Source organism: Psychrobacter raelei (genome assembly GCF_022631235.3).
GTDB lineage: Bacteria > Pseudomonadota > Gammaproteobacteria > Pseudomonadales > Moraxellaceae > Psychrobacter > Psychrobacter raelei.
On sequence record NZ_CP093310.2, the window covers coordinates 2,495,656 to 2,508,142 of the forward strand.

The following is a 12,487-nucleotide window of genomic DNA, read 5'->3' on the forward strand; positions in this document are numbered from 1 at the left end:
GGAGCGCAGATTATGCCAGAGTTATTACATATTCAGACACCACATTTTGAATTATCAATTTGGTGTAAAGATATCAGTAAACGCCAAGCGATTTACGACCATACAATGCGTAAGCGCCAAGCGCTCAGCACTGAGCAAACTCACAGGCCTACGCTCCGTGTCTCACCGCCCATATTAGATATTAGTGTGAGCTTTATGGGTGAGCCATTAGAAGCAGACAAGGATATTCTGCAGTCAGCTGCCGAAACTAAAATACGGCTAAATGAGCCTGTATTCTTTGAAAACATTCAATATCAATTTGAATGGCTATTTTTTACAGACACCTCTCCTATATCCGTCAATAATGCGTATTTAACTCATCGCAGCCATCTGATTAATGAAGGCTTTCGTTTTGCTGAAGCACATCGCTCACTCCCCGCACGTTTGACAGGTAGTGTAAATACTGCCAATCACTTGGGCTGGATGCGCCTACCGTTGGAATATATTACCGAGTATCAAACATATCACAGCAAGATTGCTTTTGAGGTATTACCAACCAAAATGAGCTTGCATGACGACTTGCCAGCGATGTATCACACCATTGACCGTACTTTTCCACTCTGGCGCTTTAGTTTAGTTGCTCCAACTGAGCAAGAAGCAGGAAAAGGACAACAACGCAATTATTTCCCCCTATTGTGGCTTGCCAACTTTACTCAAATGCGTGATCAGCTCGAGTATGGTTTAAAAGTTATTAGCCAAGCACCGCATAGTCGACTACAGCCTCACCTTTCATATAACAAAGCCGCTCGACTAAAAGGAAAAATACCACACCACTTAGGTACTAAGATTAAAGAAGACTTTAATAATGGCCGCCATGATAAAAGCTATCCTGTGGTCAAACAGCAACTTAGTGTGGATACGCCTGAAAACCGATTTATTAAGATGGTGGTCAACAGTACTATAAAAAGACTATCTGGCTTTGAGCAGAAATTAAGAGCAGCTAATGCTGCCCCTGATAATCAACGCTTGTCTGATGCTTTTTTGACAGAGCTGCATAGCTGGCAACGGCCGCTACAAAAAACGCTTAAACATCGTTTCATGCAAGAAGTTGGTCACTATCAAGGACTAAGCCATGAGTCTTTAGTATTACAACAAAAATCAGGCTATAGCTTGGTATACCGCATATGGCAGGATCTAAAATTTTATCTAGATGTGTTTGACAATCAAACCAGTATCTCTATGAAGTCTGTTGCTGAAATCTACGAAATCTGGTGCTTTTTGATGTTAAGGAACATCTTAACTGATGAATTGGGTTTTCAGGAAGTAAGCCTAACAAAGCCTAACCTGACCCTAAATAGCTTTTTCGAGTATCAATTAAAAGATGGGTTTGCAGGAGCTATTACGTTCAAACGTGATGATGGCGTTACTGCGCGGTTGGCCCACGAGCCAAACTTTGGAAAAAAGGGAGCGAAGATTCGTTCTTATTTGACTACTCAGCGACCAGATATCGTACTTGAAGTAACTCTACCGATATCTGAAAAGACTAAAGCTGCAGAAGCTAAGAATACACAAAGCTTCATCTGGATATTTGATGCCAAGTATCGTATTAAGACCCCTCAAAATAGCTTCGATATTGAGCCTGATGTAGAACATAAAGACTATGTACCCGATGATGCCATTAATCAAATGCACCGTTATCGAGATGCCCTTATTCGAATCATCACAGATGATAGAAACTCAAATGAGCAAATTAATAATATACGAAAAAGTCGTCCGGTAGTTGGTGCGTTTGCACTCTACCCTGGTTATTTTGACCAAGCTAACATGAAAAACCCTTATCAGAACGAAATCGATGAGGTAGGTATTGGCGCTTTTGCTCTACTACCAAATTTAACTTCTTCTAATGATAATACTAAAGCTGGTGAATTGACCACTTCCCATCAGGGTCATCACTGGCTATCTGAATTTTTAATCCAACAGATTGGCAGGTCTGATGAAGGCTTACCTACACAACTGTCATTATCAGATGAGGTTGACTATACCAGTCGTGTCAATCATATTGCCGAGCGGCTATATGTTCAAGAACCTGCCCGAATTCCTTATAGTGGCATGAGTCAAATTCTCTATCCCGATTTAACCCTAACCGTTGCTTTAGGAAATAAAGAGGGACGAACTGAAAGCTATTTTCAGAAATTCGAGCAGGGCCTTGCTCGTTGGTACCATATTCCTGAAAGCACTTTTTTACGTAAATATCAGCGTCATGTCATTAATGAATTAAGTTATTTAGCGTTAGCTACCGATTCAGGCCGTGATGATAATAAAGAGATCAATAAGCTATGGCCGATCAAAAATGTTCGACTGCTTCCTAGAAATGAGATAACCATTGAACAAGCAGGCTCCTCTAGTAGAAGCACTAAGCTATATTACTTATTTGAGCTTGGTCAACCGCTTACATTAATTAATCCCATAAAAGGTATTTCCCAAGTATCATTCATGGCTTCAATGAGCCTCACGACACTAGCAAGTCTTGAGCAGATTAGTCACTTTAGCCAGCTAAAACAGGTATACCAAAAAGCATTGGCTAAATCGTAGATACTATTTTTTATGCTAGGTTTGGCACAAAGGAGCCAAAATAAAAAAAAGCTGAACCTTAAAGCTCAGCCCTCTTCTATTAACAATTTTCTTTTAATGCATTTAGCGATTGCTAATCATACTCAATAGTCACAGTGGCCATAGACTTTACTTCACCTGCAGTAACTGTCGCTTCTGTTTGATAGTATCTGGCTTCTAAGGGCACATTATAGGTAACTTGCTGTTCTGAACCTAAGCTTCCAAGTATAACTGTTCCTTGGTCCACAATAGGCTTATTATTCGATAGTAGCTGAGTACCTACTCCTTTTGCTTTTACATTATCTGGTGACAAGTTTTTCAATACATTATTTGTACCGGTAGCAACATCGTAATCAAAACTTAGACTAATCGTATCTGAAGCATTTTTGCCACCCACGCACTTAATATTCATATCAAAAGGTTGAGTTCCTTGAGTTGAACCTACCCCTTTAAAACCTGACTTATTAATGGTTGGCAACTGTACCACTCTATCCTTATTGCCTACAATCTCACAGGAGGAAGATGTAATAGTAATGGTCTCCCCTATTACCGAGCTTGTTAATAAAGGTATGGTAGCATCAGTGTCTAAGTAGTAAGTACTATATAGACCTTGTGCCAAACTACCTGTTCCAGTTGTCATCGCTGTTTTTATAATTTCAATGACAAACTCACCTGCCCCAATATAATAATTATTATTAGCGTCTAATTGTCTTGTATAAGGATAGTAGCCTGAAAAAGTAGAGTTACCTTTAACTGTTCTATACAAGCGAATCCCAATACCTGGGATATTGGTTCTATAAATATTGGGCTGCATCGCTAACTGTGGGTTACCAACCAGTTCTGCTATCAACTTTCCAGGACTGTTTCCATCACAAGACACCGTTGACGATCTATTATCAGGGATAGGGATTTGTTTTTTATATAGCACTGTACCCACAGTATCACTTGGCCTAATAACAACTTTACCAATGCTCATATTTATTTTTACTGTTTCAAATGGCTTACTTAAACTACACTTCGCATAAGCCTCGGAGCCAAACCCTAACCCCATGAGCAGCAACATAGCTTGTAGATATTTATAGCTCATGGCACAATCCCTCAAGCATCATCATATTTTTATTACTATCATTCGATTCTTTTCTAATATCATACTCAATCTGACATTGCTCTGATGAATCCGCACCCCATTTTACCGTAATTGTATCGAATAAGTTATGGGTTCGAATATAAGCCAAACTGCCCTGTGCAATCATTCCAACATGCTCGCCCTTAGAATCATAGACGTCTGCCCCAAAAGGTAAGGGTTCACCTTTTAAGTTTACTCCATGGATATAAATAGCCTTGCCAGCCGTAGTCGAGAAGCTTACTTTAGAAATGGATCCGGCATAAGGAGCGATACGCTGACTGGTACTATCAAGCTCTGCATCCAAAGACATCCCCTTTGGATCAAGGCTAATATCATTAATACGATAAGGGGTTACATAAGGAATAACTGCATAACCTGACTTATTGATAGTTAGACCAGCGGTATTATTCACTTTAGCGCCCTGTGCATCAGGGGCATAAACCAAAACCATAGTCTGACCCTGCTCAGCACCAAACACAACACCCTCTGAGTGTGCCACTACATTACCACGTGCTGATAGTCCAACCTGCTGATAATCCTCTGAGACACTATATGTTCCCCCTAAGGTTGCAGCATTGGTTTTATACTCAGCATTAGTGCTTAGGCTTGGGTTCTCGCCATACTCTGTAGCTAAGGTTGTTCCATAATTGAAACGATCACCAACAGCTCCCGTTACACCCACTGTGGCTCTATCTGTGGTGGTATAAGAGTTTAAGTTAGCAGGATTTTTTCCTGTGAATAGCGGTAAGGATAAGGTCAGCATATACTCAGTGTCGTCTTCTCGCCTACCGGTTGTTTGACTTTCTACAACTCTTTTATTTGCAGACAAACCATAATTAACCCCACGATAGCTATTGTTATAGCCTACCTGATAACTCTTGGTATCTTGCTGATCATGCCAGTAGTCTGTCCAAGAACCGGTTAAATAGAAGTTACCCCACTGATTGGGTAGACCTTGGTTTAAAGTAACCTGAAACTCACTACGCTGTTTACCAATATAAGCAGAGCCAATACCTTGTTCGTCTTGCTCTTGTGCCATAAGACCATCACGTAGCTTATAAAAGCCTTCAGTAGAATATCGATAGGCTGCCAAGGTTACATTGGTATTAGTAGGACTAATTAGCTTACTGTAGCTTAGACGATAACTTTGACCCGATTCTGAGTTACGATTTTCAAAATCTGTATCAGAATGGGTGATATCTAATGATACTGCTCCGATCGGTGTGGCCACAGCAGTACCTAATGTAGCCGCTTTATAACTCTCAGAGGCTTGTATACCCCCATATGCTGTCACAAAGTTATTCACACCGCGTCGATATTGTCCTTGAAAAACAACAGGGTCCTTATCCATATTACTGTCCCGATATTTACCTAGCATCAGGGAATAACGACTTAGGCCAGGACGTAGCATTTCTGCAACTGAAGCATAGGGGATAGAAAACTTCTGTATTTCACCATTGGCTTCAATAACAGAAACTTCAAGTTCACCACCAAACCCGGTAGGATATAAATCATTAATCTCAAAACCACCAGCGGCAACTGTAGTTTGGTAAATCAGCTGACCTTGCTGCCTTACTTCAACCTTGGCATTGGTTTTAGCATTACCACGAATACGTGGAGCATATCCTGCCAAACTATTGGGTAACATTCGATCATCGGTGGCAAATTCAATACCGCGGTAGCCAAATGAGTCAAATATATTGCCATCACTAAAACTATCTCCTAGCGTCAATACCCCTCTGTATTGAGGAAAAGCACGTTGAAGATAGGTGTTTACCGCAGTATAGTCTGATTCTGACTTTTCGTTTTCATAACCGTCAGACCAATTCCATTGACCATTATGACGCAGTTGCCAGCTGGCAAGATTAGCTCCAGCATTTAAGGACAAAAAGGCGTTTGTTCTATCTGCACCTTTTTCACTATTGAAAGTCTTATAAGCATTGGCATTATAAGAAGCAAATGCAGCATTGATACCCCTATCCCAAACGCTAGGATCAATATAGCCTCGTGCATTTTGCTGCATAGAAACTTGAGGTATGGAGAGGTCTAAGCGCAATCTTGAACTATCAAACTTATAAAAGGCACCTTCGATCCAGGAGCCTAATACCTCACAATTATCTGATGCCAGCTGCAATTGCTCTTTTATTACTTGAGCTTTAACCCCGTACTCAAGCAGCTGCTTAGCCGTAAAGCAGGTACTGGCAGGGCTGTTATCAGCAGTTGCTTTAAACTCAATCTGACGTTTACCGTACCAAGTGCCATTAATATAAACATCTAAATTGTACTCACCTGGCAAAATTGGATTGCCATTAGCAAACTTTGTTATATCGATTTTTTTGGCATCACCAATAAGAAAACTAGAGTCAAAATCAGCATCCATGCCAATCGAATAGGCTTTCTCTTGTCCCAAATCTTGAGCATTGATGACACCTGACAAGCTCAGAGTTATCACACCAAAAATAAGAGGATAGTCAAAACTACGTGCCATACTTTTAGTTATCATCAGCAGTTTACTCATAGCTCTACCATCTAATTTTGATTAACTCATTTGTTTTTTGAAAGCTTTTAGCCTCTCCTTTTAGCAAATACCATTTACTCAACTGTACTTTCTACACGACCACCGTAGTCATTGATGGTGGTGAACTTGATGTCTTTGATATTAATGCTAGAGCCATTCACACTAATTTTTTGCTCAGAGAAAGGAGCCAGCATGATGCCATCGGATAAAACAACTACTTGTTCACTATCTTTTTGCTGTTGCACAATAGAAGTTAAAGTAATATAAAAAGGGGTTGGGTTATCCACCGTCAACTGATTGCCTTTGGCTGTCCAACGTAGCGACTTAGGAGCCACCGACCTGTCTGCTTTGATACTATCGGGACGGTAAAAGAACTTAATACGTGAGCGAATCGCCAGTTGTAAGTAGTTTTCTGGTGCTGCTTTATCGTTTTTCGCAGGCTTAGGGGGAATATCTAATACATTAAGCCAAAATAAGGTTTCTCGGTCTTTACTTAAGCTTTCGGTAGTTAGCAGCTTACTAATACGTAAGGCTTGACCTTCTCCTGCTTCAACACGAGTTATGGGAGGCGTAATAACGAAAGGTGCTTTTGATTTATCAGGCGTTGTATCTGGATTACCTTCATCAATCCAAGCTTGTACTAGTGAGGGTTTATCACCGTCATTACTCAACTGCAGCGTAATCTCACGAGCATCGGAAGGATAAATGGCACGCGTACCATGCAAGATAATCTGTGCATTAGCCGCTGTGAAGGGGATTAATAAAACCATGAGACCGGCTTTAAGTAACTGTTTATTGAACCTCATAATATCACTTCCTACGTGAGAACTATAAAAGAAAGCTATGATGATGACATCCTAGCCTTCTTACTTCTAATAAATACAATTCTATAATTTGTTAATTACTGATAATTAACTGTGTATTGAACCGAAGTAGCTACTGTACCTGGCGTTGCTGCACCTGTTGCTAAATACTGAGCATAGTAGTTAAGTGCAGCTGTACCTGTAGTTCCTGTCTCAGTAGCACCTACCACTGCTGCTCTTGTAGTAACTGGAGACTGAGCGGCATTAGCCAGCACTGGGATAACTATTGATTTATCACTTAGCAGTTGAACTTGTACATTCTTAGCAGTACCAGTTGCATTATTTAAGTTGCCAGTAGCCGCATCTACATTACCACCAGTTTCAAAGAATACTGATACATTACCCGCTTTACAGTTTTCTAGATTAATAGTGAACGGAGTACGACCAGCAGTAGTGCCTGCAGTTGCTAAAGAATTTACGCCAACAGTTGGTAGAGTAACCCTGATATCCTTGCTACCACTGGTTACCTTACAAGTTTGATCTGTTACCACACCGTTAATGGTTACTGTACCGTCTGCAGCGTGTGCAGCTACAGAACCTAGAACTAATGCTGAAGTAGCTAAAATAATTTTTTTCATGATATTTATTACCTTTAAGGTTTAAAAAATAATTTATGTATTTTTTATAAAAACACATAGGTTTATATGTAAATAGGTTTATATGTAACGGGTCAATATTTAAGATTTGGTGGTGTTTCAAAAAGTATGCTGAAACAAAGCAGGTTGAATTTTGATAAAATAGAGAAATGCGAATAACTCTAGAAATCAAATGTCCAACCTGCCTCAGTGACAGTATAAAGAAAAATGGCATCAAAGTAGATGGGAAACAAAACTATCAGTGCAAAGACTGTAAACGTCAGTTTATTGGTGACCATGCTCTGAGCTATCTAGGATGTCATTCAGGCATTACTCGAAAAATATTACAGTTGATGGTCAGAGGTAGTGGTATACGAGATATCGCTGAAGTTGAGCGAATCAGTATCGGTAAAGTTTTACGTACTTTAACCGAATCGACCTACCAAATTCAGCCTAAACAAAGTCATTATGAGTCTCTTGAAGTTGATGAGTTTTGGACTTTTGTGGGAAATAAAAATAATAAACAATGGCTTATTTACGCCTACCATCGAGAAACAGGTGAGATTGTTGCTTATGTTTGGGGTAAAAGAGACTTAGCTACAGTTCAACGATTGAAGGCAAAGCTTAAACAATTAGGTATTCACTACACCCGAATTGCAAGTGATCATTGGGACAGTTTCATAACTGCTTTTAAAAACTGCAAGCAAAGTATTGGTAAATTTTTTACTGTAGGTATTGAAGGTAATAATTGCAAAATAAGGCATCGAATTAGGCGCGGTTTTAGAAGGAGTTGTAATTTTTCAAAAAAGATTGAAAACCATTTTAAAGCTTTCGACTTAACCTTTTTTTACATCAATAATGGCTTCATTTAATGTCAGCATACTTTTTGAAACACCACCTAAGATTTTATGGGCTACGGTCTTACACTCTCCTGAAAATTAGGGTCAATCGAGCCACCGCCTATAAGATTCATAACCAATGAACCTTATAGGCGGTTAGCGCTTGTTATTTAATAGATACTATTTTTTGAAGTTTAATGACATATTGCAGGTTTATTTACACCAATTAAATAATTACTAACTTCGGATGTAACTAATTTATCTAAGAGTGATTATTTCTGGTGAAAACTTATTTGGAATTGTCTATGCTGTCTAAAAATGAACCTCTATTACAAATCTAGAGGAATTGCTAATATGAATGTTCTATGGTGGAATGTTCTATGGTGGAATGTTCTATGGTGGACAGAAAAAATTATAAATCTTCCTATTAAATAAATCTATAACAATATTGTAAAATTACAAATATTTATTAATAAAGGCTCAAGCCCAGTCAACCTGTCGGTCTCTTCATTATTACCTTATAATAGCTAGTAAGTCTTATATCCAGATTGCTAATCTTTGATAAAAGCTCTGAGACAATGACAACCTCTAATGACATCAAAAGCCTAATCCAAGACACCCAGCCGCAGCGCAAGATCATTCACCTCGACATGGATGCGTTTTATGCCAGTGTTGAGCAGCGTGATAACCCACAGCTGCGCGGAAGGCCGTTGGTGGTTGGCGGTGACCCCAGCGGCCGCGGTGTGGTGGCCGCTGCCAGTTATGAGATTCGCAAATTCGGGGTGCGCTCGGCCATGTCTTGCTATGAAGCTAAGCGGCGCTGCCCTGAGGCCATATTCGTGCGTCCCCGCTTTGAGGTGTATCGTCAGGTCAGCCAACAGATCCGCGACATTATGCTCAGCCTAACCGACTTGGTCGAGCCCTTATCACTTGATGAAGCGTATCTTGATGTGACCGGGATTAAGGCACATCACGGTTCGGCGACCTTGATGGCCAATTGGCTGCGAGCACAGATTTATGAGCAGACCCAGCTGCGCGCTTCAGCCGGTGTGTCTTTTAACAAAATGCTCGCCAAGATTGCCTCGGATATTAATAAGCCCAATGGCATTGCGGTCATCACACCCGATCAGGCCGATGCCTTTATTGCCACACTGCCGATTGAGCGGTTTCATGGTATCGGCAAAGCCACCGCCAAGCGCCTGCATGAAATGGGCATATATACCGGCGCTGATTTGCGCGCAGCGCCAGTGGACACTTTAGAGTATGAGTTTGGCAAGCGTGGCCGCTTTTATTCCGAGATTGCTCACGGTAACGATAATAGACCTGTTAAAGCAGAACGCAAACACAAGTCAGTGGGCTCAGAGACCACCTTTCGCGATAACCTACGTGACACAGACAACTTACTGGTACAAATCTTTGAACAAAATGCCGATGCCTTTGAGCAACTGTCCAAAAAGGGGCGTCTGGGCCACACCATTACCCTTAAGATAAAGTATGCTGACTTCACTCAAATCACCCGCTCACACACTTTGAACACGCCGTTCCCTTCTGCTGAGTCGGCGCATTATTGGTTACAAAAGCTGTTCGCCGATGTCCCGCGCCATCTGCCCATTCGCTTGGTCGGGGTCACCTACTCAAACCTCACAAGCTTAGATGACTTAAACACGCAGCCTGATCTGTTTGGTTTATAACAAAGGCTCTTTAGTCCATAAAATCCCCTGTTAAGCACTCATAGCAACTTAACTGACCCAAAACTCAACTCAAAAAACAGTTATTTCTGTTAAACTACTCCGCATTGCGCACAGCCTTGGCTTGCGGCACACCCCACTTTTATATTGACCCGATTAAAGACAACTTATGACTCAGCCTCTCTCTCAAAACCAACATGACAGCTCAAGCAATATGCCTACTGACAACGCCGAAACACAAGGCTATCTCAGTGTTGCTGATTACGATTATGACCTGCCTGATGAGTATATCGCCCGTTATCCACTGGCTGAGCGCAGTGCGTCACGCTTGATGTATTTGCCCGCTTCTAATACGGCGCAAACGGACGGTACTTTTGATATTCAGGACAAAAACTTCGCTGACTTGCCTGACCTTTTAGAGGCAGGTGACTTGATTGTGTTTAACGACACCAAGGTGATGAAAGCACGCTTATTTGGGCAAAAAGACACCGGTGGCAAAGTAGAAGTTTTGGTTGAAAGACTGACGGACGATAGCGATTACACCGAAGCAGATGGCGATATTCATGATAATGTCGCACTGTGTCATGTGCGTGCCAGCAAAGCGCCGAAAATGGGGCAGACGCTATTATTAGGCGATGGTAATATCGAATGTGTGATGATTGGCCGTCATGAAAACCTATTTATTTTAAGCTTTAAAAACCCTATCCTGCCAGATTTAGAGCAGTATGGTGAATTGCCAATTCCACCATATTTTGAACGTCATGCCGATGAAACTGACAATGTGCGGTATCAAACCGTATTTCATGACCCGACCAAGCTTGCCAGCGTGGCTGCCCCCACCGCAAGCCTACACTTTGATGATAAAGTACTCAAGCAGCTGGCCGATAAAGGCATTAACACCGCTTACGTCACCTTACATGTGGGCGCTGGCACCTTTGCACCAGTGAAGACCGATAATTTACTCAATCACACCATGCACAGCGAGTATGCCAATTTGCCGCAGGCCACCGCGGATCTCATTAATCAGACCCATAAAAACGGTAATAAAGTAATCGCCATTGGTACCACAGTGACTCGTGTGCTAGAGACCGCTTACCAAAAGACTGCCGACGAGCACGGCCATATCTCCACGTGGTCTGGTGACACTGATATCTTTATCTATCCAGGTTTTAGGTTTGGGGTGATTGATAAACTGCTAACCAATTTTCATCTGCCAAAATCAACGTTACTCATGCTGGTTTCCGCTTTTGCCGGCAAAGCCCCTATCGAGCAGGCTTATGAGCATGCGGTTGCCCAAAAATACCGCTTCTTTAGCTATGGTGATGCCATGCTACTTGAACGTAACCTGTGATAAGCCGTCAGTCATAAAATAAGTCATTAGTATCAATAATAAGCATCAACACCTTAATTTACACAAATAAAAGATTCTGAACGTTACAAATGGCTGGTGATTATTTTTGTATTGACTGGCTTTATCCTCAGACGATTTAAAATGATCACCAGCCGCCATATCATCTGGTTATGCGTAAGTTTAGTTAATAATGAGCATCAATAATAAAATAGATAAGAGAATACTATGCAAGCAATAAACCCCATTGATCCCAATACCAACAAAGCCGAAAAGTATCAATTATTATTAAAACAAGCTGAAGCCATTGTCAGCAGTGAAAGTGATTTGATTGCCAATATGGCCAATCTAACGGCGTTGTTAAAAGACACCTTTAACTGGTTTTGGATTGGATTTTATCGGGTCGATAGCAGTGCCAATCAGCTCATTCTTGGTCCGTTTCAAGGTCCGCTGGCTTGCACCCGTATCCCGCATGGTAAGGGCGTATGTGGTGAGGTCTGGGCGACGGGTACCACTCAAATTGTCGATGATGTCAATGCGCATCCCAATCACATCGCCTGCTCCTCCCTATCACAGTCGGAGATTGTGGTACCGATAACAGATGAGGCGGGTGAGATTATCGCAGTATTAGATATTGATTCAGATACGTTAGCCACCTTTGATGAGGTCGATGGAGAGTATCTTCAGCAATTGGTTGACCTACTAAAATAGTATGTGGGTCGGCAATAGTATAGGGTCGGCACCGATAGTGCTGACCCTATTTTTTTTATGTCATATAAAGCCGACTTGTCATTTCTTTTTTTTGCCTTGAACCGCTTTAAAGCGGCCATCTGTTTTATTAATCACAAACACCCGTCCACGACGACGCACCACTTGGCAATCAGGATGACGGTTTTTGGCAGATTTTAGTGAGCTTAAGACTTGCATGGCAGAATCCTTTT

Annotated in this window: 10 protein-coding genes; 5 read left to right on the forward strand and 5 right to left on the reverse strand. The window is 41.3% G+C overall.

Annotated features, from left to right (window positions below; translation table 11 throughout):
* Positions 1 to 12: 12 nt before the first annotated feature.
* On the forward strand, positions 13 to 2,571 hold the full coding sequence (locus tag MN210_RS10490; protein WP_338412182.1) for a DUF2357 domain-containing protein: 2,559 nt from the start codon (positions 13 to 15) through the stop codon (positions 2,569 to 2,571).
* A gap of 112 nt (positions 2,572 to 2,683) precedes the next feature.
* On the opposite strand, the gene MN210_RS10495 is transcribed toward MN210_RS10490, so the two are convergent.
* The 4 genes from MN210_RS10495 to MN210_RS10510 form a co-directional block, all read right to left on the reverse strand.
* The gene (locus MN210_RS10495) at positions 2,684 to 3,676 is read right to left on the reverse strand and encodes a fimbrial protein (RefSeq protein ID WP_338412183.1); all 993 of its coding nucleotides are present in this window, start codon (positions 3,674 to 3,676) and stop codon (positions 2,684 to 2,686) included.
* Positions 3,666 to 6,233 carry a fimbria/pilus outer membrane usher protein gene (locus tag MN210_RS10500; RefSeq protein ID WP_425605605.1) on the reverse strand — a complete coding sequence of 856 codons (2,568 nt, stop codon included), beginning with the start codon at positions 6,231 to 6,233 and terminating at the stop codon, positions 3,666 to 3,668. Before MN210_RS10500 ends, MN210_RS10495 begins: the two co-directional genes overlap by 11 nt.
* A gap of 74 nt (positions 6,234 to 6,307) precedes the next feature.
* Complete coding sequence (locus tag MN210_RS10505) at positions 6,308 to 7,039, reverse strand: fimbrial biogenesis chaperone (RefSeq protein ID WP_338412184.1); 732 nt, start codon at positions 7,037 to 7,039, stop codon at positions 6,308 to 6,310.
* A 95-nt stretch (positions 7,040 to 7,134) separates the two neighbouring features.
* Positions 7,135 to 7,674 (reverse strand): fimbrial protein, encoded by a 540-nt coding sequence (locus tag MN210_RS10510; RefSeq protein WP_338412185.1) that lies wholly within the window; start codon positions 7,672 to 7,674, stop codon positions 7,135 to 7,137.
* 167 nt (positions 7,675 to 7,841) lie between these two features.
* On the opposite strand from MN210_RS10510, the gene MN210_RS10515 reads away from it, so the two are divergent.
* From MN210_RS10515 to MN210_RS10530, 4 genes are all read left to right on the forward strand, one after another.
* Complete coding sequence (locus MN210_RS10515; RefSeq protein WP_015586042.1) at positions 7,842 to 8,543, forward strand: IS1-like element ISPa14 family transposase; 702 nt, start codon at positions 7,842 to 7,844, stop codon at positions 8,541 to 8,543.
* Between the two features lie 545 nt (positions 8,544 to 9,088).
* Positions 9,089 to 10,201: a DNA polymerase IV gene (gene dinB / locus MN210_RS10520; protein WP_241878512.1), complete on the forward strand. Its 1,113-nt coding sequence runs from the start codon at positions 9,089 to 9,091 to the stop codon at positions 10,199 to 10,201.
* A 166-nt stretch (positions 10,202 to 10,367) separates the two neighbouring features.
* Entirely contained in the window at positions 10,368 to 11,549 is a 1,182-nt protein-coding gene (gene queA, locus MN210_RS10525) for a tRNA preQ1(34) S-adenosylmethionine ribosyltransferase-isomerase QueA (protein WP_241878513.1), read from the forward strand.
* A gap of 225 nt (positions 11,550 to 11,774) precedes the next feature.
* The gene (locus tag MN210_RS10530) at positions 11,775 to 12,257 is read left to right on the forward strand and encodes a GAF domain-containing protein (protein ID WP_110816937.1); all 483 of its coding nucleotides are present in this window, start codon (positions 11,775 to 11,777) and stop codon (positions 12,255 to 12,257) included.
* A 78-nt stretch (positions 12,258 to 12,335) separates the two neighbouring features.
* Here MN210_RS10530 and ykgO read toward each other — a convergent pair whose 3' ends face one another.
* Entirely contained in the window at positions 12,336 to 12,473 is a 138-nt protein-coding gene (gene ykgO / locus MN210_RS10535) for a type B 50S ribosomal protein L36 (RefSeq protein ID WP_011961143.1), read from the reverse strand.
* Between the last annotated feature and the right edge of the window lie 14 nt (positions 12,474 to 12,487).

Excerpts from the sequence above, each read along its gene's own strand:
- MN210_RS10515 (WP_015586042.1), top strand. The coding sequence starts at position 7,842 with ATGCGAATAACTCTAGAAATCAAATGTCCAACCTGCCTCAGTGACAGT.
- MN210_RS10500 (WP_425605605.1), bottom strand. The coding sequence starts at position 6,233 with ATGAGTAAACTGCTGATGATAACTAAAAGTATGGCACGTAGTTTTGAC.
- MN210_RS10510 (WP_338412185.1), bottom strand. The coding sequence starts at position 7,674 with ATGAAAAAAATTATTTTAGCTACTTCAGCATTAGTTCTAGGTTCTGTA.
- MN210_RS10495 (WP_338412183.1), bottom strand. The coding sequence starts at position 3,676 with ATGAGCTATAAATATCTACAAGCTATGTTGCTGCTCATGGGGTTAGGG.
- MN210_RS10530 (WP_110816937.1), top strand. The coding sequence starts at position 11,775 with ATGCAAGCAATAAACCCCATTGATCCCAATACCAACAAAGCCGAAAAG.
- MN210_RS10505 (WP_338412184.1), bottom strand. The coding sequence starts at position 7,039 with ATGAGGTTCAATAAACAGTTACTTAAAGCCGGTCTCATGGTTTTATTA.
- queA (WP_241878513.1), top strand. The coding sequence starts at position 10,368 with ATGACTCAGCCTCTCTCTCAAAACCAACATGACAGCTCAAGCAATATG.
- MN210_RS10490 (WP_338412182.1), top strand. The coding sequence starts at position 13 with ATGCCAGAGTTATTACATATTCAGACACCACATTTTGAATTATCAATT.
- dinB (WP_241878512.1), top strand. The coding sequence starts at position 9,089 with ATGACAACCTCTAATGACATCAAAAGCCTAATCCAAGACACCCAGCCG.
- ykgO (WP_011961143.1), bottom strand. The coding sequence starts at position 12,473 with ATGCAAGTCTTAAGCTCACTAAAATCTGCCAAAAACCGTCATCCTGAT.